The organism is Acinetobacter sp. AG3 (assembly GCF_022343575.1).
In the GTDB taxonomy this organism is placed as follows: domain Bacteria; phylum Pseudomonadota; class Gammaproteobacteria; order Pseudomonadales; family Moraxellaceae; genus Acinetobacter; species Acinetobacter guillouiae.
The window spans coordinates 3,230,371-3,248,198 of the sequence record NZ_JAKQZD010000001.1 but is presented as its reverse complement, the minus strand read 5'-3'; the positions used below and the strand labels follow the sequence as shown (position 1 = coordinate 3,248,198).

At 36.8% G+C, this 17,828-nt stretch carries 20 protein-coding genes and 1 other RNA gene; 16 read left to right on the top strand and 5 right to left on the bottom strand.

Annotated features, from left to right (window positions below):
- Window positions 1–126: 126 nt before the first annotated feature.
- From L3V46_RS15040 to L3V46_RS15030, 3 genes are all read left to right on the top strand, one after another.
- Complete coding sequence (locus tag L3V46_RS15040) at window positions 127–1,317, top strand: MFS transporter (protein WP_239046781.1); 1,191 nt, start codon at window positions 127–129, stop codon at window positions 1,315–1,317.
- Window positions 1,318–1,773: 456 nt separating this feature from the next.
- Window positions 1,774–1,989 (top strand): hypothetical protein, encoded by a 216-nt coding sequence (locus L3V46_RS15035; RefSeq protein ID WP_004819941.1) that lies wholly within the window; start codon window positions 1,774–1,776, stop codon window positions 1,987–1,989.
- Between the two features lie 230 nt (window positions 1,990–2,219).
- Window positions 2,220–2,684 carry a hypothetical protein gene (locus L3V46_RS15030; protein ID WP_239046138.1) on the top strand — a complete coding sequence of 155 codons (465 nt, stop codon included), beginning with the start codon at window positions 2,220–2,222 and terminating at the stop codon, window positions 2,682–2,684.
- Window positions 2,685–2,989: 305 nt separating this feature from the next.
- On the opposite strand, the gene L3V46_RS15025 is transcribed toward L3V46_RS15030, so the two are convergent.
- A protein-coding gene (locus L3V46_RS15025) for an IS3 family transposase (RefSeq protein ID WP_225367773.1) occupies window positions 2,990–4,122 on the bottom strand; the annotation gives its coding sequence in 2 pieces (ribosomal slippage) (window positions 2,990–3,870 and window positions 3,870–4,122; 1,134 coding nt in all).
- Window positions 4,123–4,498: 376 nt separating this feature from the next.
- On the opposite strand from L3V46_RS15025, the gene L3V46_RS15020 reads away from it, so the two are divergent.
- Window positions 4,499–4,825: a hypothetical protein gene (locus tag L3V46_RS15020; RefSeq protein WP_239046137.1), complete on the top strand. Its 327-nt coding sequence runs from the start codon at window positions 4,499–4,501 to the stop codon at window positions 4,823–4,825.
- Between the two features lie 131 nt (window positions 4,826–4,956).
- Here the strand turns inward: L3V46_RS15020 and ssrS are convergent.
- From ssrS to L3V46_RS15005, 3 genes are all read right to left on the bottom strand, one after another.
- Window positions 4,957–5,138, bottom strand: a non-coding RNA gene (gene ssrS / locus L3V46_RS15015) — 6S RNA.
- A gap of 100 nt (window positions 5,139–5,238) precedes the next feature.
- Window positions 5,239–5,523, bottom strand: coding sequence for a cell division protein ZapA (locus L3V46_RS15010; protein ID WP_004819948.1), 285 nt, complete (start codon window positions 5,521–5,523; stop codon window positions 5,239–5,241).
- Between the two features lie 2 nt (window positions 5,524–5,525).
- Entirely contained in the window at window positions 5,526–6,077 is a 552-nt protein-coding gene (locus tag L3V46_RS15005; protein WP_004722081.1) for a hypothetical protein, read from the bottom strand.
- 64 nt (window positions 6,078–6,141) lie between these two features.
- Here L3V46_RS15005 and L3V46_RS15000 point away from each other — a divergent pair, with 64 nt between their 5' ends.
- The 8 genes from L3V46_RS15000 to L3V46_RS14965 all read left to right on the top strand — a co-directional run bounded on the left by L3V46_RS15000 (window position 6,142) and on the right by L3V46_RS14965 (window position 13,482).
- Window positions 6,142–6,774, top strand: coding sequence for a UPF0149 family protein (locus tag L3V46_RS15000; RefSeq protein ID WP_004819950.1), 633 nt, complete (start codon window positions 6,142–6,144; stop codon window positions 6,772–6,774).
- Between the two features lie 322 nt (window positions 6,775–7,096).
- Window positions 7,097–8,419 (top strand): Xaa-Pro aminopeptidase, encoded by a 1,323-nt coding sequence (gene pepP, locus L3V46_RS14995; RefSeq protein ID WP_239046136.1) that lies wholly within the window; start codon window positions 7,097–7,099, stop codon window positions 8,417–8,419.
- A gap of 26 nt (window positions 8,420–8,445) precedes the next feature.
- Window positions 8,446–9,009, top strand: coding sequence for a GNAT family N-acetyltransferase (locus L3V46_RS14990; protein ID WP_239046135.1), 564 nt, complete (start codon window positions 8,446–8,448; stop codon window positions 9,007–9,009).
- 67 nt (window positions 9,010–9,076) lie between these two features.
- On the top strand, window positions 9,077–9,928 hold the full coding sequence (locus L3V46_RS14985) for a hypothetical protein (RefSeq protein WP_239046134.1): 852 nt from the start codon (window positions 9,077–9,079) through the stop codon (window positions 9,926–9,928).
- 26 nt (window positions 9,929–9,954) lie between these two features.
- Window positions 9,955–10,299: a helix-turn-helix domain-containing protein gene (locus L3V46_RS14980; RefSeq protein WP_343212687.1), complete on the top strand. Its 345-nt coding sequence runs from the start codon at window positions 9,955–9,957 to the stop codon at window positions 10,297–10,299.
- A 309-nt stretch (window positions 10,300–10,608) separates the two neighbouring features.
- A complete protein-coding gene (ubiH, locus tag L3V46_RS14975) occupies window positions 10,609–11,820 on the top strand; it encodes a 2-octaprenyl-6-methoxyphenyl hydroxylase (protein ID WP_034614245.1) in 1,212 nt (403 codons plus the stop codon).
- Complete coding sequence (locus tag L3V46_RS14970; protein ID WP_239046133.1) at window positions 11,817–13,055, top strand: FAD-dependent monooxygenase; 1,239 nt, start codon at window positions 11,817–11,819, stop codon at window positions 13,053–13,055. The genes ubiH and L3V46_RS14970 overlap by 4 nt, the downstream gene beginning before the upstream one ends.
- A gap of 175 nt (window positions 13,056–13,230) precedes the next feature.
- Window positions 13,231–13,482 carry a hypothetical protein gene (locus L3V46_RS14965; RefSeq protein WP_004722066.1) on the top strand — a complete coding sequence of 84 codons (252 nt, stop codon included), beginning with the start codon at window positions 13,231–13,233 and terminating at the stop codon, window positions 13,480–13,482.
- A gap of 371 nt (window positions 13,483–13,853) precedes the next feature.
- On the opposite strand, the gene rsmI is transcribed toward L3V46_RS14965, so the two are convergent.
- Complete coding sequence (gene rsmI, locus L3V46_RS14960) at window positions 13,854–14,699, bottom strand: 16S rRNA (cytidine(1402)-2'-O)-methyltransferase (RefSeq protein WP_004819970.1); 846 nt, start codon at window positions 14,697–14,699, stop codon at window positions 13,854–13,856.
- Between the two features lie 10 nt (window positions 14,700–14,709).
- Between rsmI and L3V46_RS14955 the strand changes: the two genes are divergently transcribed.
- The 4 genes from L3V46_RS14955 to L3V46_RS14940 all read left to right on the top strand — a co-directional run bounded on the left by L3V46_RS14955 (window position 14,710) and on the right by L3V46_RS14940 (window position 17,789).
- Window positions 14,710–15,660 (top strand): penicillin-binding protein activator, encoded by a 951-nt coding sequence (locus L3V46_RS14955; RefSeq protein WP_096733564.1) that lies wholly within the window; start codon window positions 14,710–14,712, stop codon window positions 15,658–15,660.
- Window positions 15,661–15,673: 13 nt separating this feature from the next.
- Window positions 15,674–16,090, top strand: a complete 417-nt coding sequence (locus L3V46_RS14950; RefSeq protein WP_239046132.1) for a YraN family protein — start codon at window positions 15,674–15,676, stop codon at window positions 16,088–16,090.
- A 105-nt stretch (window positions 16,091–16,195) separates the two neighbouring features.
- Window positions 16,196–16,903, top strand: a complete 708-nt coding sequence (locus tag L3V46_RS14945; protein ID WP_239046131.1) for a BON domain-containing protein — start codon at window positions 16,196–16,198, stop codon at window positions 16,901–16,903.
- Window positions 16,887–17,789 carry an alpha/beta hydrolase gene (locus L3V46_RS14940; RefSeq protein WP_034614258.1) on the top strand — a complete coding sequence of 301 codons (903 nt, stop codon included), beginning with the start codon at window positions 16,887–16,889 and terminating at the stop codon, window positions 17,787–17,789. Before L3V46_RS14945 ends, L3V46_RS14940 begins: the two co-directional genes overlap by 17 nt.
- The last annotated feature ends 39 nt before the right edge of the window (window positions 17,790–17,828 follow it).

Sequence of the window (17,828 nt, the reverse complement as noted above, 5' to 3'; positions counted from 1 at the left end):
TTTGTCACTTAGGCGATAATTTTTGGAATATACAAGTCAATATGACAATTTATACTAAACCATAAAGTTTCATGTAATAAAGGTTTGTTTATGCAATCTAGTTCACCAACACATCAAGATCATCGGATGGATGCTCCAAACGTCCCTAAGATGGTACATCACATTATTTTCGCAGTTGCTTTCGCTCATTTATTAAATGATTTAATTCAAGCTTCGCTTCCCGCAATTTACCCATTACTTAAAGATAGTTTTTCATTAAATTTCACTCAAATCGGAATAATTTCACTGGTTTATCAAGTTACCGCTTCATTATTACAACCATGGATTGGATTGCATACCGATAAATATCCTAAACCTTATCTTTTGCCATTGGGGATGATAATTACACTGATTGGCATATTCATGCTGGCTTTTTCTAATAGTTTCTATATGTTGCTGTTATCAGCATCTTTAATTGGAGTTGGATCTTCAACATTTCATCCTGAAGCCTCACGTGTTGCGAGAATGGCCTCTGGAGGAAAGTTTGGTACAGCTCAGTCAACTTTTCAAGTGGGTGGAAATACAGGATCAGCGATAGGTCCTTTACTTGCTGCAATCATTATTGTTCCAAATGGTCAGGCTTCAACAGCATGGCTGATGTTATTTGCCTTAATCGCAATTTGGATTTTATTTAAAGTAAGTAAATGGACAATAAATAATGCACAAAAACAACTCAGCAAAAGTATATCTTTACCAAGTTTTAAATTACATGGCCGTACTTTATTTCGCGCACTTAGTATTATTGCTATATTGATGTTTGCTAAGTTTACTTATATTGCAAGTATAAGTAATTATTATACTTTTTACTTAATTGAAAAGTTCCATCTTTCCATTCAAAGTGCTCAGTTATATCTCTTTGCTTTTTTAGCTACTGTTGCAATAGGAACTTATTTTGGTGGGCCTATTGGTGATCGAATTGGGCGTAGAGCAGTGATTTGGATATCTTTCTTGGGAATGATACCGTTTGCACTGGCTTTACCTTATGTAAATTTATTCTGGACTTGTACTTTCGCAATGATAGCTGGATTAATTATGTCGTCAGCATTTTCTGCGATGGTTGTTTATGCACAAGAAGCTGTGCCTGGTCGTGTAGGAATGATTGCGGGACTGATGTTTGGTCTCATGTTTGGAGTAAGTGGTATAGCAGCAGCGGGGTTAGGCTATCTCGCAGATAAAAATAGCATAGATTGGGTATTTCAATTATGTTCATTTTTACCACTATTAGGTTTTGTGACCTTGTTCCTACCAAATACTCAAGTTAAACATCAATCAAGCTAAAAAGTAATTATGTTTTTTAAGAATATCAAATGTTTAAAATATACATTCGATATTAAATCTCATGCTCACACCTGATTTCAGTGAACTGAGTGTGTTGTCTAAATTTTTAAACCAAAGTGACGGTGGATGAAGTTGGTAAATCTGTGGATTGCGTAAATCTCACCGACTTTGGTTTTAAATGATGGATAAAGCGCGGAGATGAGCAAATGTGAAATATGTTTGATCTGTCTCACATTCTAGATATGGCTTTATTGGGTTTTAGGCATAAGAAAAAAGTTAAAAAATTAAATAAAAATGTCAGCTTTTATAGAAATCCATATTTTTTTTAAGGTTTTTGTAAATATACCTCAAAATAGGGGCTGTTTTACATCAAAGTGCTTTGCTTAATTTCTAAAAATAGGACATAACTATGAGAGTAAATACAGTAAAAATTTTTAATTACAAGGGGAATAAAAAATGCTTTTAAAATTTGCCACTCGATTCGCAAGTATTTTGTTTGGAATATTGGCTTTAATTGCGATCGTGATTCATTTTGTTTTTTCCAATAAGCTATCCATTGATCTATGGATTGTGTTTTTCCCAGTGATTTTAGCGGTTCCAATTTTAACAGCAGTTTTGATGACTGGTGATGATGAGTTAGGCGTTCAATCTGGTGAGTGGAACAACTCATAACTTTAAATCTAAGCTCATCGAAAGATGGGCTTTTTAGTATATGAAAGAATTAATTTTGAACCTATGTCATTATCTCACTTTTTCTTTTGATGGATAAAGGAGGGATATAGGCAGTAAGTACCGACAAATTTGTGGTTGTATAGCGAGTCTAGTTATCGTTATGCACTCGCTTAAACTTGTATTTGCAGTGTTTTGTTTCAACAGCTGGATCGTTGATGAGGAGAACTACGTTGCGATATTTATTGTTTATACTCAGTTTTTTACTATGTGCTGAATTGAAAGCGCAAAGCCCATTAGACGAACCTTTTTTGCAAGTTGGTGCGGTTGATGATCAATTCAATATCATTAATCTCGAATTGTACAATGGCTTAGTCAAAGTGATTAATCACAATTTTTCGAACATTAAGCCGAATCAATCAGATGATTTAACAAACATTTCTAGAATTAGATTGACCGGCAATGGATTGTTGCTTGTATCTGATTTAAAGGGGATTGAGTCTGCAGAAGATCTAAGAGCGAAATTTGATGAAAACAAGTATAAAAATCTGACCAAAAACAACATCTGTAGTAAAGGTGATTTGTTTGAGTCTGAAGTATTTAAAAAAACAACACGAGGCAATATTGTTTATCAATTAAATAATGCTAAAGGTGAGTTTTTGAAAAGTTTTACAATGAACTATAAAGAATGCTTGTAGATTTTATATTTTAATTTGATTTCTATGTGCTTAAATGGTTTTTTTCTTAGTCGTCTTTTTTGGAACTCAGACTAATTTATAATTTTTAAATTAAACCCAAAAAAGTAGAATTCCTTAGCCATTTCTAAGGGATAGCAAAATGTGGAATTTCATCAAAAGCTTTAATTGTATAAATGTATGGTTAATCATATCTTTGATTACGCTTGGATTGGTATTGTTTCTATATTTTTCTTAGGCTTAGATGAGAGGTGGTCCCACATGTTTGAACAACTAAAAGCTTATTTATAAGTGATACTCTGCTCTAGTTAAGCTACCTTATTTTGTTGTGGTAGCTGGTCATAGTAAAACTCATCTGGAGTCATTTTGTCCAGACTCGAATGAGGTCGTTTCAAATTATAAAATTCAAAATATGCGTTTAATTGCTTCTTCGCATCCAAAACATTGCTGTAGGCTTTGAGATACACCTCTTCATATTTAACGCTCCGCCATAATCGTTCAACCATCACATTATCAACCCATCGACCTTTACCATCCATGCTGATTTGGATGTCATTTGATTTCAATACATCAATAAATGCATCACTGGTAAACTGACTGCCTTGGTCTGTATTAAATATTTCAGGTCGACCATATTTTTCAATAGCTTCATTTAATGTTTCTATGCAAAATGTAACCTCCATACTAATCGATACTCTATGCGCAAGTACCTTGCGGCTATGCCAATCAATCACAGCACATAAATAAACAAAGCCTTTTGCCATAGGGATATACGTTATATCCGTAGACCACACTTGATTACTGCGCTGAATAGCCAATCCTTTGAGCAGATATGGATATTTGCGGTGAGCTTGATTAGCCTGGCTTAAATTTGGTTTGCAATATAACGCATTAATGCCCATTTTCTTCATTAAAGTACGTGTATGACGTCGTCCTATATGATGTCCTTGACGATTCAACAAATCACGCATCATACGGCTACCTGCAAAAGGGTATTGCATATGTAACTCATCCATACACCGCATCAGCTTCAGATCTGATGCACTCACAGGTTTTGGGCGATAGTAATAACAACCACGGGAGACTTTCAGCAGCTGAGCTTGCTTAGATACTGAAATCTGAAGTGAGTCATCGATTAACTTTTGTGGTTGAAGCGGCCCAGTTTCTTCAACACACCTTCTAAAAAATCAATTTCTAATGCCTGCTCACCGATTTTTGCATGTAGTTTTTTTAGATCGATGGGTGGTTCTGTTGGAGCTTTTGATTGATCGAAAGCTTGCGAGGAAGCTGAAATCAGTTGATTTTTCCAGTCGATAATTTGGTTTTGATGAACATCAAATTCAGCACTCAATTCAGCAAGTGTTTTTTCTGCTTTAATCGCAGCAAGTGCTACCTTAGCTTTAAAATCATTTGAATGATTTCTTCTTGGTCTACGTGCCATAAAATACTCCATATATTGATGTTTATAACATCATTTGGGGAGCAAAATATCACTTATAAGTGTTGTTCAAATTTCCTGATCCACCTCTGATGATTTATAGCAACTCAGAGGTAGTAACATAAGTTTGAAGTATCGAGCTTGTATAGAGCATAGCGATATTTTAGCTCTAGTGGATGGGAAGTTTGATGATGCAGATTTATGGGTTTTAATAGAATAATGAAAAAGAAATTATGCTCTTCAATAAAAATAAATATCTAATTCATATCGTGCATAAACGATGATGTTTGTGATTTTAATAGATCGTTTGGAAGCATGGCGCTAGATGATCTCTATGCATATAATCAATGTAATTAGAAAAATTCTAAGGACTATAAAAATGAAATTGAGAATTTTATTGCTTTTATCATTTAGCCCGGAAATTTATGCAAATCAAATAGATCACTGCAAAATTATTGCAGAAAGTGCTGGAATGATCATGCAGTTAAGACAGTTTGGTGTTGATTTAAATACAGCATTTAATTTAAAAGGCGAACTAAGTAATAATGCAAAAAATTTAGAAGTCATCATTGCTGATGCAGAAGCAAAACCCGTGTACGCCACAAATTTAGGTAAACAAAAAGCAGAAGAAGAATTTGCAGCTGAATGGAAAAAATTGTGTTTGGAATCAGTTCAGTTTTTGAATGATGGTGCAGGTCCGACTTAATCAGTTTATCGCGTGGATCAAAGAGAATAGATAGTTGTTTCGCTATGACCTATAGGTAGGGCTATATTTTTGGAAATGGAATTAAAGGCATCTTCAACATATATTTATAATTTTATAAGGATTTGAAAATAAAACACTCCAGAGATGCCGCTGCATGGTCGTTACCCTGAACCCGATGAGTTCAAGGTGGACGCGACGTACACTTAATGGGTTTCCCACTCAAGGTGGGCATACACTCAAAATATACAGAACACATCCATAAGTTTAAGTATCGGCAGGGGAATAGACGTACTGGCGAACACCCTAGAGTTGTATTAAGTATACATAATTTGGAGATTGTGGCAAATCACCAACGCTCATAATTTATAAATACAGCATAAAAAAACCAATCAATTGCACGAAAAAAAAGCGGTTTATCCCGCTTTTTCAACATCTTCTAACATGGTCGCTAATAAACGTTCGCATTGTGCATATTCTTGTAACGATTTATTCATGCCTAAAACTTCTTGCATCAGTTCTAAAGCCACCATGATCACCAATTTATTGTGTTCAACATTAGGGGCTTTACGGCGAAATTCTTGAAACTTTTCATTTAAAAGTCGACCAGCACGTTCGAGTTCTGGTTGCTTATCTGTTGTGGTGCCTAAACGGAAACTTTGCTCGATTAAGCGTAATTCTACAGTCACATGTTCAGTCATACTCATACTTCCTCATTAGACTCTGATGGATGAGCAAGCTGTTGGATTTCTTGCGCATGATGATCTTGTTCAGTCCCTAAAATCGAAAGGCGTTGAATAATGGCTTCCACTTTTGTTTTGGCATGTTCATTTTTTTGAATTAAACGTTCACGCTCATCTTGAAGACCTTTGATGTCTTGTAAGTGATGGCGCTGTTCATTTGCCATTTTTTCTTTAACCACACGCAATTCATTACGTTCAGCCAAAATTTCCTGAAAACGATTTTTTAAATCGGTACAGCTTTTTTCCAAACGCCCATAACGCTCAGCTAAAGACGTGGCATCTGTATTGAGCTGTTGAAATTGATTTTGTAACTGAGAGAGTTGCTCAGTGAGCGTATCAATTTCATCTTGTTTTTGGGTGATAATGCTATTTTTATGGCTAATTTGAGCATGAGATTGCTCTTCGCTGTTATCCTTTTCTTTTAACAGCGATGCATTTTCTTTCTCAACAGTTTCAATTCGTGTTTTTAAAACACCAATATGCGTCTGTAGACGCTGTAATTGTTCTAACATAACGGGTCGCACAGATTTGCAATCAAAGGTAATATATACAGAAGTATAGAGATTGGATAAACGAATGCAAGACGATATTTCAGGTTGGTCAGATTGGAATCAAAATTTTGAGGGGATTGAGGAAATTTCAAGCCCGAGTGAGTTACATGGCTTACTGACAGGTATAGTTTGTGTTACTGAAGTTCCGACTCGAGATGAATGGTTACAAATTTTATCTACGCTTGATGTGCCAAAATTAGACGATGAAGCGCTTGCGCTATTGTCTGATGAAGCTGAGGACGTATCACATGCGCTTTCAGACGATGATTTAGACTATCTTCCAATGCTTCCAGATGATGAGCATACATTGGCTGAGCGTGTGCAATCACTGGCAGATTGGTGTGCAGGGGTTGTGCTTGGCTTTGGTTTGGCTTCTGGGCATATTCGCGCAGATGAACAAGAACTCATTGAAAGTTTACAAGATGTCGCATCTGTTGAGTTTGATGAATCAGATGACGATGATGAGGGTGAAGCAAGCTATCTTGAGTTGTATGAATTTGTACGCTTGATCCCTGTGTCATTATCAATGGGACGAAAAAAAGTTCCAGTATCTGAAAGCCCTTTATTGCAAAATTTTCATAGCAAAATGAAACAAGCAATTGATGCTTCTGAAAGTAACAATGTTGTAGAGATGTTTACTCCACATCGCCCAAGCTAAAACTAAGAAAAAAGCTAAGAAACTTAAACTTTGAGAACATCTATGTTTGATGAGCAGCCAGTTTTACAGCGCCCTTTACCGTGCTTTTTATTCACTTTAAAAACATCGAAGTTGAATAAAGTAGTGATGTAAAGGGTTAAATTTTTTTAATTTGGAATGATTTGCTTGTTCTATTGTCGCGATTGAGCGGAGAACAGGAGAAATAATAAAATTATTTTAAAATATGCAAATATTGAGTCATCAGTATTTGCATTCATCTAAGCGTAATTGTAAGTTAAAGCTTCTTCCAAATTAATCATCTGAAATACAAGCTGAATAGAGAATGAAATTAACTCAAGCAGATTTTCAGGAACGTCGTGACCGCCTCGCTGAACAAATGGGTCCCAATAGCATTGCAATTATCTCAACCAGTCCAGAAGTCATGCGTAACCGAGATGCTGATTATAAGTTTCGTGCAGACAGTAGCTTTTTCTATTTAACGGGTTTTGCAGAGCCACAAGCAGTTGCAGTCATAGAAACAGATGAAACTGGTGAGGAATATATCTATAGCTTGTTCTGTCGTGAACGTAATCGTGAGATGGAAATCTGGAATGGTTACCGCGCTGGAATCGATGGTGCGGTTGATGATTATGAAGCAGATGAAGCTTATGCGATTGATCTGCTTGACGAAGAAATTATTGCCAAAATTTTAAATAAAGAAAAATTATTCTATCGTATTGGTCAACGTGCAGATTTTGATGCCAAGGTCAGTACTTGGATCACCAAAGCCAATGAATCTGGACGTGGTTTTGGCGTTCCAACGCAGTTGATTCAACTTGATCAAATTTTAGATGAAATGCGTTTGCATAAGTCCGATCAAGAAATTGAATTGATGCAAATCGCCTCAAATATCAGCGCAGACGCGCATACGCGTGCCATGCAAAAAGTTCATCCTGAGATGATGGAGTATGCTTTAGAAGCTGAGCTGAATTATATTTTTGGTCAGAATGGTTGTGTACCTGCTTATAACAGTATTGTGGGTGGTGGAAAAAATGGCTGTATTTTACATTATGTTGAGAACAACCAACCGTTAAAAGATGGTGATTTGGTGTTGATTGATGCGGCCGCTGAGTATGAATGCTATGCCTCAGACATCACCCGTACTTTTCCTGTAAATGGTAAGTTTAGCTCTGAACAAAAAGCGCTATATCAAATTATTTTAGATGCACAAATTGCTGCGATTGATGCAATTCAAATCGGTCATTCTTATAAAGAACCGCATAATGTTGCAGTACGGATCATGGTAGAAGGTTTGGTCAAGCTTGGTATTATGCAAGGTGATGTTGATCAAATTATTGAATCTGAAGGCTATCGTCAGTTTTATATGCATGGTACAGGGCATTGGCTCGGTATGGATGTGCATGATGTTGGCGCATATAAAGATGAAAATGGTCAATGGCGTAGCTATGAGCAGGGTATGGTTGTTACTGTTGAACCAGGTTTATATATCGCACCTGATGATGAAACAGTGGATGCAAAATGGCGTGGTATCGGTATTCGGATTGAAGATGATGTGGTTGCAACTGAACAGGGGCCATTGGTCTTGACCAAAAATGTGGTGAAATCGATTGAAGATATTGAAGCATTGATGGCAAAGTCAGTATAAGTTTTTAATTTGAAAGGTGAGTATGTATGGATACTTACACCGTTTTAGCTAAGCCAGTAGAAACAAATCGTTTGATTTTACGCAAGTTTGTTCACGGTGATGAAATCTCACTTTTTCATGAGTATTGCGGAGACAGGGAGTCTTCGAAATACTTACAAAGGCGACCACATGTCAATATTGAGCAAACCAAGTGTATGTTTGAAAATTGGAGTGGTACAAAATGGGAAAATAATGATAAAGATTTTGCTTGGATTATTGGCGAGCGCAAAACCAATTTAGCCATGGGGCTTGTGATGTTTATTCACAAGGGAGATCACGGTGAAATTCATTTTGGGCTTGGAGGTAAATTTCAAGGGCAGGGCTTTATGAGGGAAGCAATCACTGCTGTCATTGCTTATTTAAAAAATAGCAGTAGGCTTAAAAGAATAGAGACTTTTTGTGATGCAGAAAATGTGAAATCACGAAACGTTCTGATTGAAACAGGATTTACTGAAACAACCTTGTTAAAGCATTGGGCTATATTTCCAGCTTTAGGAGATAATAAGAGAGATTGTGTGGGTTTTATGATTGAAATAAATAAAAATATTTAAATAGAAATAAGGGTAAATCATAGTGATACATATGAGATTCAGTTTTATTTCAACTTTTTTGACGGTAATGTCCTGTTCTTTATTGGCATGTCAGCCAAGTAACATCACAAATAAGAATACTCAAGTCACGAGTCAGCAATTAGACGTTATCGATCTACATTTTGGTGAGCAAGGCCTAAAAGATTTTATTCAATATAGCCATACTCCTATAGATCGCCAATCTGCTGGAATGAATTTTTTATCACTTGATTGGACTCCACCACAACTCGGTAAAGTAAAAGTTGTAACTGGGAAGAGTAACTTTGAAATTGACAATGTCATAAGCGTCATGGGAACACAAATTGCGAGACGCAGTAATGACGGTATTCAGATTATGGATATCAATGCCAGTTTACATCAGAATGAGTATACCAATAGCCAAGAAGCATATACTGCGTATACAAAGATTATTGATCAAATGAATACTCAGCAATGGAAGCAGTATTTTTTACCTTATGCAGCTCGCATAGATAAAAAAGAAAATCTCAAATATATGGATCAAAATATGGGAGACGTAGTTGATCCTACAGTTAAATTAAGCCCTAAGGAATTACAAGAAATTTTATCAAAGACTAATAGGTTAGTTTTTAATTTATACAATAATGATGTTCGAGTAGATATTGTGATTAATAGAACTTATAAAGATGATAAAAAAGAACAATATATGGTGAGATATAGTTTTGAGCATTTTAGATATGCTGGACGAAATGCTATTTCTGATTCAGATACAATGAGTTCTGAGCAGTTACAACAAGCTTTTTTAAGAGAGCTAGATGAAAATAAGAATGATCGAAGAATGAAAGAGAGTAGAGCAAAGATAGCAGGTTATCAGATTGATGAAACTTATAAAGATCCTGATATTTGGCAATATGTTCAATAAATGTATGTAAAGATTATTTCAAATTCATACAATATCGCTCAGGTTGCCCCGTTGAAGAGGTATTTGTGCAATTAGCTGGTCGTTGGAAAATGATGATTTTGTCCTTTTTACTAGAGAAACCCCGACGATTTAGTGAGATTAAAAATAATATTCCGAATATCTCGCAACGAATGCTTATTTTAGAATTAAATTTTCTTGAAAATAAAGGGTTTATAGAAAGGAATGTCTATGAGGGAAAACCTGTAAAAGTTGAATACTCACTGACAGAAGAAGGTCAGTATCTCGATCGATTTATACTCATGTGTAGAGAGTATGGTGAGTGGATAAGAGAAAGAGAAATGATGCGAGACAGTTTTAATCACTGTTTATGAAATGTTACATTTTTTTTAAATTGATTATGGCTATATCGTAAAGTTATCAACGACATTTTTCTATTCTTCTTGTTTGATATTTAAACAATACCTTTAAGGTGCCATATCGACCGAGCTAAATAATATGCTTAATTCTTGGCTAGAATTTTTAATTTTCATAGTTATGTTAAAAATAGCGTATTGATTCAGTACAAATACAGCCAACAATTTCCTATTTCAATATAAAAATGACTTTGCTTGATGTAATATGAAATCAATCAAGATTATAAGTATTCAGTACGCTGAATCACATATAGAAAGGATAAAAGCATGCAACAAGAAGTCATCATCGTCGGCGGTGGAATGGTTGGGCTGAGCTTGGCTCTGATGTTGGCAAAAGCCAATATTGCGGTAAAGCTTTTAGAGGCTGTGAAATATCCAAATTATGATGATGCCAATCTTGCACCCTATCATTCCAGTTTTGATGCACGAAATACCGCGCTATCACGTCGTACCGTGCAAATTTATCAAAAACTCGGTCTTTGGGATGCTTTGCAAGAACATGCGACTCCTATTCTCGAAGTACATATCACTGAACAAGGCAGTTTTGGTAAAGCACGTTTAGTTGCAGATCAAGAAAAAGTCGAAAGTTTTGGGCAAGTGATTGAAAATGCATGGCTAGGCCGTGTACTACTGACTCAAGTTCGCCAGCAAGCTTTAATTGAATTGATCGACGGTGTACAAGTCACCTCACTAAAACAAGAGGGTGACTATGTATATGTTGAAGCCAATCGAGGTGAAGAATATACCCATTCACTTAAAGCCAAATTGTTGATTGCTGCGGATGGTCGTGATTCTTTCTGTCGCCAAGCTTTAGGTGTTGGTGTGGATGTGCATGATTATGATCAGGTGGCAATTGTCACAACAGTACAAACCTCTAAACCACATCATCAAGTGGGCTTTGAACGCTTTAGCCATTTAGGTCCATTGGCATTGCTTCCATTGCCGGGGGAATGTCGTCGTTCAGTGGTTTGGCCAGTGAAAAAAGGCACAGAAGATGAATGGTTGGGTGATGAAAATGACCAACATTTCCTTGATGCTTTACAGCAAACTTATGGTGATCGTGCAGGTAAATTCCAAAAAACAGGTAAACGTTTTAGCTTCCCATTGGCACAAGTGCTTGCTGAAAAACAAGCGGTGGGTCGGGTAATTTTGATGGGTAATGCTGCACATACGATTCATCCTGTCGCTGGACAAGGTTTTAACTTGTGTATGCGTGATGCAGATGTGCTGATGCGTTATATCACAACGCAAATTGCTCAATCTGATGATATTGGTCAACCTGAGATGTTAAAGGCCTATGAACAATCTCGCCTAACTGATCAGCAACGTGTGATTAAATTCTGTGATTCTGTAGTGCGTGGATTTAGTAATCAAAATCCAGTCTTAAAATTATTGCGTAATACTGGCTTGGTGGCTTTTGATGTGATTCCGGGGATAAAACCTTTGGTTGCCAATTATGCGATGGGATTAAAAGCATGACACAGCAAGATATGTTAGATGTGGTGATTGTTGGTGGCGGTCTGGTGGGTGGCTTAACCGCATTACTTTTAGCACAGGGCGGTGTGCAAGCCACAGTTTTAGATGCAGCCCCTATTTTAGATGCTGAAAAGACTTTAGCTGTTGCTAATCCGCGGGTTTTAGCCTTGAGCCAAGCCACGATTCACTTGTTAAAAACGGTGAATGTATGGGAAAAAATCGCTCGCCAAATGCCCTATACAGGCATGCAAGTCTGGAATAAAAATGGTTATGGTGAAATTAACTTTGGGCAAGCCTCAGAAAACTTTCCTACAGCTGAGCAAAGCTTAGGTTCAATGGTTGAACCAAGTTTATTAAACCTTGCCATCCAACAGGAAATGTTGGAGCAACTGCAAGATTATCGTACTCAAGTTAAAGTTGTGCGAGTAGAGCAGGGGGTAGGTTGTTGGATCATTAAACTTGCAGATGGGACTGAGCTAAAGACCAAGTTAGTGATTGGTGCAGATGGTGCAAATTCATTTGTTCGTGATCAAGCATTTATCGATCTTGATGTTTTAGATTATCAACAGGCAGGTTTGACCTGTGCGATTCGTACCACACAACCACACCAATATGTGGCTCGTCAGATTTTCCATCCGACAGGCCCATTGGCATTTTTACCGATGGCGAGTTTAAAGCCAGAACAAGCTGAACACTGGATTTCAATCGTTTGGACCTTACCTGATGATTATGCAGAAGAATATGCGCGCTTAGATGATGCTGATTTTTGTGAATTATTGACACGTGAAAGTCATCATATGTTGGGCAAGATCGTTGAAGCGACACCACGGGCTCAATTTCCACTTAAGGCGCGTGCGGCACAACGTTATGTAAAAGATGGGCTGGCCTTGATTGGCGATGCAGCGCATGTAATTCATCCTTTAGCTGGGCAAGGCGTAAATATCGGGTGTTTAGATGCTGCTATTCTGTGTGATGTATTACTTAAAGATAAACAGCGTGGCGTATGGGCACATGAACAAACCTTAAAGCGTTATGAACACCAACGTAAAGGGCAAAATGATGCCATGATGCATAGCATGTCGATGATTGGTTTTGTAGAAACTGCGGAAATATTTCCATTGGTTTGGGCGCGTAACTTTGGCTTAAAACAAGTTGAAAATAAGCCATTTTTAAAAGATCAATTTATGGCACAAGCCAATGGGCTGGCAACTTTAAAAAGCACGCAATATGCCATTTAATTGGATTTCTGATATTTTTTAACCAATCATTTAAACAACATTACGAATTTGATGAAAAAAAACACGATTTTGTGTATCTAGATACTAGTCGAATGGCGAAGAGCTTGATACATTTCTCTGTAAAACATCACCATTTTTCGGATGGTACATTGACGTCATTGATGGGGAGTTAAAGATGACAGATACAAATGATTATGATGATAATTCAGAAGATCATGCAGTAGACGATGATGAAGCTAAAGCGGCTGAAAAAGGCGCTGCGGCAAGTGACTCTACAGTTTCAGATACAGATTTGGCTGAAGCTGAAACACTCACTGTGACAGCGAAAAAAAGACAGCGTGAAGCGTTGGAAGATGAAGTCGCTGCATTTTTAGCGCGTGGTGGGAGAATTACCGAAGTTCCACCAGATGAATCTGCTAAAGATTGATTTTAAAAGCACCGAAAGGTGCTTTTTTAAATTTGGTTGGAATGCTGTCTATTTTTAGATGTTTAAATCTCAATCTTAAAAAGTTTTAGTGTTTGTGACTTTTTACTTGAACTTTTAATGAACTATTTTATTTTTATGGATCCTTGCTGCTTGCTTTAAGTGTATGACTGATTAAATCATTAGGAATGTTGTACTTTTGATGATTTTTTTGCATCAGCTTTTATACGTGCCAGATTGATCAGTGTGGGATTAAAACTTATTGTGTTTTAATAGATTAAGGCAGGGGAAAAAGTAATCAGAGCAATCAGTTGCTTGTAGAAAAGCAGATTGAGAAATGCTTATATATGCATTTCTCAACTCAAGAAATAAAATTATTGTTGATTAGTCAGTTCTAAAGCACGTTGATAGGCGATTTTCTTTTTGATGCCGGTTAGATCTGCAGCAAGTTGTGATGCCGCCTTGACCGATAAATCTTGTAATAAGCGATTTAAAAGTTGATCTAACTTCTCTTGTTCCACATCTTGATCTTTGGCATCTGGTGCACCACCAATAACTAAAACAATTTCACCTTTTTGCTGGTTGCGATCATTTTCAATAAATGTCACCAACTCGCCCAAAGTCATCTTTTTAATCGTTTCAAATGTTTTGGTAATTTCACGTGCAAAACCCACAGGGCGATCTGCACCAAAAACATCAGCCATATCTTTGACACTGTCTAAAATACGATGAGGCGCTTCATAGATAATCATGGTTTGTGATTCATGTTTTAATTTTTCTAATTGAATCAATCGTTGTGATTGTTTTGACGATAAGAAGCCTTCAAAGCTAAAACGATCACTGGGTAAACCCACAGCACTTAGCGCAGCAATAGCAGCACATGCACCCGGCACAGGAATGACGCGAATACCATTCTCCTGAGCAGCACGGACCAATTTAAAACCCGGGTCACTAATCAATGGTGTACCAGCATCACTGACCAGCGCAATATTCTGACCGCTTTTTAATTTTTCGATAAGTATATCAATTTTGTTACTTTCATTGTGATCATGACACGCTGTGAGCGGAGTTGAGATATTATAGTGCTTTAATAATTGAGCAGATTGACGTGTATCTTCTGCCGCAATAACAGAAACAGACTTTAAAACTTCAATAGAACGAAAAGTCATATCATCTAAGTGCCCAATTGGGGTCGCTACGACGAATAATTGAGCACTCATAAAGGTCTCCATGAAGAATAAGTTAGTGTTGAACAGTATTAAAAGAGTGGTTGTGTTGGGAATGGTTGGATTTACAATCCAAGTTCACGCAGAAATTCTGGTTATATTACCTGAAACAGGCCCTATGTCGCGAGCGGGTTTGAGTATTAAACAAGGAATATTAAGTGCCGCGCAGGCCTCAAAGAATGAAATACCCTTAAAATTTGTCGATTCAGATCAAAAGACCATCAAAGCGCTGTTAAAGCAGCATGTCAATAAAAAGACTAAAATGATTATTGGGCCTTTGGCTCGGCCTGATGTTGAGGCTTTAATTAATTTAAAGCCTAAAGTACCTGTATTGGCACTTAATGAAGTTTATCCAAGCTATAAAAGTGTTTGGCAATATAGTCTTTCTAAAAATGACGATGCATTGGCGCTGCTTGATTATATCCAGCATGATAAAGTCAGCAAACTCTATGTGGTGCGTGAAAAAGGCACAGAAGCAGAATCTATTAACTTTTTAAATGCATTATTTGCCAATTATATGGGTGAAGTTGATCCTGTAGAGCATATGCCGAAGTCGATTTCGGATCGAGAGGGTATTTTACTGTTAGGTTCAAACCAATGGTTGACCAGTTTTCCTAAATTACAGAAGAAAAAAATTTATACCCAAGCCATTGCCGTTGATGAAAAAAAGGCCTTGCCTAAAGGGATGAAATTCTGTGATGTTCCAGCCTTATACATCGCCGAATGGGATGATGTGGTCAAAGCTTATAAAGATAAACCGACCTCGTTACCGTATCAGCGTTTATATGCCTTTGGTGGAGATGCTTGGCATATTGCTGAGCAATTTGTTTTGGATCCGAATGTAAAAAGCTTAACCTTTAATGGACGCACTGGAAAAATTAAAATTGATGGAAATCGTGTTGAACGTATTCCGCAATGTTTTGAACGTTCAAAAAATAATTTAGTGCCTTTGTGATGACAGGTTTCTCATGGCAAAAAATAATTTAGGACAATGGGCGGAGCAAGAAGCAGTGAAATTACTGCTTCAACATGGCTACGAGATTGTAAAATTGAATTATTTCTCGCGCTTTGGTGAAATAGATATTATTGCGCAGTCTAAACAAGAGTTAATCTTTGTTGAGGTGAAAGCAAGGACCCCGACACAAATGGGGCATGCTTTTGAAACGGTAAATCAATCAAAGCAACAAAAAATGATTAAAACGGCGTTTAAGTTTTTACAAGAATATCCACAATATGAACAATATTATTGCCGTTTCGATGTGATTGGTTTTGATTTACATCATAAAATTGCAAAAAACGTACAGCAAGACCTCAGTAAAATCTCTTATGATCAATCTTGGATTGAAAATGCATTTACTTTAGATGCAGACTTGATTAATCTGTGACTGAAATTTATGTACGGTTATTTCAAAAATAAATATATTTTCCAGCATGTTAACGACGTTTAAATGGGTTGTTTAGCAGGCTGAAATTAATAGGAGTCTTGCTGAGTGTTAAAACGTATTGTCATCACCATGATGTGTGTAGCAAGTTTGTCTGGTTGCGCGAGTTTTATCTCAGGTGGTACTGGTTCTTCACCAGTGGGAACAGATAGTGGTGTTCGATCTTTAGGACAAGTGTTTATTGATTCTTCTATTGAGCGAACTGCAAAAATCAACTTGTATAAGTTGGATGCTCGATTTAAGCAATCTCGTGTCAATATTAATAGTTTTCATAGCAATGTGTTACTGACAGGGCAAGTGCCAGATGCACATTTAAAACAGTTGGCAGAAGATAATCTACGAGCAATGAGCGATGTACAAGCAGTCCATAATTACCTGACTGTAGGCAATCAAATCGGTTATAGCACCATCATGCAAGATGCATCAGTTACTGTGAATACTCGTGGTTTAGTGATGAAAGCGCCTGTGGTTTCAGACAATAAAGTCTTGATCCATACAGAAGACGGCGTGTTGTATGTTTTAGGTCGTTTAAACAATGCTGAAATTGCAGATTTAAATGATGTTTTACAAAAAGTTGGAAATGTGACTAAAATTGTGACCTTGATTGATAACATCGAACAAGCAAATAATTCAGTCCAAACTTCATCTTTCACAGCACCTGTGGTAAATAATGTACAACAACAACCTGATGTACAGACACCTGTTGCGATTGATCCTAATGCTACAGAGCCAAATAATAATGTTATTCAACAATAGGTTAAAAGTTTTAAAAGTTAGATTTGGAAAGCAGTTTGAACACCTAAAATCTCAATTTAAATCGCACTATCAAGATTTTCGTTTATACGATTTAGGCAGTATTACCATTAATGGCTTGACCCCTAAAAAGGGCTATTCCATTCAGCATAATATTGCCTATGGCTTAAAGGCGAGACAACGTTTAGATTTATATATTTCTAATAAAAAGCAACAAAATGCGCTGATTCTTTTTGTTCATGGTGGGGCATGGAGTCATGGCGATAAAAGTGCTTATAAATTTGTAGGCGAGGCGTTTAGCCGTTTTGGTTATAACGTGGCAGTGCTGAACTATCATTTGGCACCTGAGCATAAATTTCCAAGCTATATTGATGATCTTGCTGTTGCATTGAATTATTTGGAGCAACAACAAGCACGTTTTGGTATTTCAATGGATAAAATTGCCTTGATGGGGCATTCAGCAGGCGCATTTAATATTGCGTCTTTGCTTTATCATCCTAAGCACTACCAACTGGCCATCAAACAAAATATTAAAGCTTTGATTGGAATCGCTGGACCTTATCATTTTGATTATAAAGGCGATGCTTTAGCCGAGAATGCGTTTGATCAAAGTATCCCTTATCAACAAGTAATGCCGTATTATTTTGTTGAAAAAAATGAGGTAAAGCATTATTTGTTCTTGGCGGAAAATGATCAGATCGTTAAAGCTAAAAACTCTTTAGATTTTAAACAGCAATTACTTGAACAAGGCAATCATTGTGAAATTTACACGATTCCTAAAACTGGTCATATTTCAATTATGGGCAGTGTTTCAAGTCTGTTTAGTCGATTCTATAAAACCCGACCTGAAATTATTAAGGTTTTAAATGAAGCAATGAAAAATGCCTAGCATTTGCTAGGCATTTTTGATTTGAACATGTCTCAATCA

Coding starts and splice junctions, on each gene's coding strand:
- L3V46_RS15040 (WP_239046781.1), top strand. CDS start 127: ATGGATGCTCCAAACGTCCCTAAGATGGTACATCACATTATTTTCGCA.
- L3V46_RS15035 (WP_004819941.1), top strand. CDS start 1,774: ATGCTTTTAAAATTTGCCACTCGATTCGCAAGTATTTTGTTTGGAATA.
- L3V46_RS15020 (WP_239046137.1), top strand. CDS start 4,499: ATGAAATTGAGAATTTTATTGCTTTTATCATTTAGCCCGGAAATTTAT.
- L3V46_RS15010 (WP_004819948.1), bottom strand. CDS start 5,523: ATGACTGAACATGTGACTGTAGAATTACGCTTAATCGAGCAAAGTTTC.
- L3V46_RS15005 (WP_004722081.1), bottom strand. CDS start 6,077: ATGTTAGAACAATTACAGCGTCTACAGACGCATATTGGTGTTTTAAAA.
- L3V46_RS15000 (WP_004819950.1), top strand. CDS start 6,142: ATGCAAGACGATATTTCAGGTTGGTCAGATTGGAATCAAAATTTTGAG.
- pepP (WP_239046136.1), top strand. CDS start 7,097: ATGAAATTAACTCAAGCAGATTTTCAGGAACGTCGTGACCGCCTCGCT.
- L3V46_RS14990 (WP_239046135.1), top strand. CDS start 8,446: ATGGATACTTACACCGTTTTAGCTAAGCCAGTAGAAACAAATCGTTTG.
- L3V46_RS14985 (WP_239046134.1), top strand. CDS start 9,077: ATGTCCTGTTCTTTATTGGCATGTCAGCCAAGTAACATCACAAATAAG.
- ubiH (WP_034614245.1), top strand. CDS start 10,609: ATGCAACAAGAAGTCATCATCGTCGGCGGTGGAATGGTTGGGCTGAGC.
- L3V46_RS14970 (WP_239046133.1), top strand. CDS start 11,817: ATGACACAGCAAGATATGTTAGATGTGGTGATTGTTGGTGGCGGTCTG.
- L3V46_RS14965 (WP_004722066.1), top strand. CDS start 13,231: ATGACAGATACAAATGATTATGATGATAATTCAGAAGATCATGCAGTA.
- rsmI (WP_004819970.1), bottom strand. CDS start 14,699: ATGAGTGCTCAATTATTCGTCGTAGCGACCCCAATTGGGCACTTAGAT.
- L3V46_RS14955 (WP_096733564.1), top strand. CDS start 14,710: ATGAAGAATAAGTTAGTGTTGAACAGTATTAAAAGAGTGGTTGTGTTG.
- L3V46_RS14950 (WP_239046132.1), top strand. CDS start 15,674: ATGGCAAAAAATAATTTAGGACAATGGGCGGAGCAAGAAGCAGTGAAA.
- L3V46_RS14940 (WP_034614258.1), top strand. CDS start 16,887: ATGTTATTCAACAATAGGTTAAAAGTTTTAAAAGTTAGATTTGGAAAG.